Here is a 518-nt window from a genome sequence, read left to right as displayed (position 1 = left end):
TTTGAGAGGCCATCCAATGAGTACTTCCTAGGGCAGTCTTTGAAAGTTGAGGCTTCTGTGAATCAGTACAACCATGTTCCTTTGCGCTTGTTTGTGGATGGCTGTGTGGCCACTGCGGTCCCTGATGTGAACTCCACTCCAAGATATTCCTTTATTGAGAACCATGGGTGCCTGGTTGATGCAAAGCTTACAGGTTCAACATCTAGTTTTATGCACCGTGTTCAGAATGACAAACTGCACTTCCAGTTGGAGGCTTTCAGATTCCTGCAGTCAAATAGTGCCCAGGTCTACATCACATGTGCTTTGAAAGCAGTTGTGGCTTCAACACCCATAAGTCCGGAGAACAAGGCTTGCTCCTTTGCAAATGGATGGCTTTCTGCGGATGACAATGACCAGGTGTGCGTGTGCTGTGACTCCACATGTGGCTCCAGCAGGAAAGGGCGCGAACTGTCTGATGCAGGCCTTGTTTCAGAAGTGAAAGCAACCATTGGCCCCATTGTGGTATCTGTTTGAGTGGT

The 518-nt window shown here is 48.5% G+C and carries 1 protein-coding gene; it reads left to right on the top strand.

Annotation, left to right across the window (positions count from 1 at the left end):
* On the top strand, positions 1-513 hold a 513-nt coding region (locus DK870_RS29265; RefSeq protein WP_161550444.1), incomplete at its 5' end, for a zona pellucida domain-containing protein.
* Between the last annotated feature and the right edge of the window lie 5 nt (positions 514-518).

The organism is Pseudomonas sp. Q1 (genome assembly GCF_009935975.1).
GTDB classification, from domain to species: domain Bacteria; phylum Pseudomonadota; class Gammaproteobacteria; order Pseudomonadales; family Pseudomonadaceae; genus Aquipseudomonas; species Aquipseudomonas palleroniana.
This window is presented reverse-complemented; position numbering and strand designations above follow the sequence as displayed.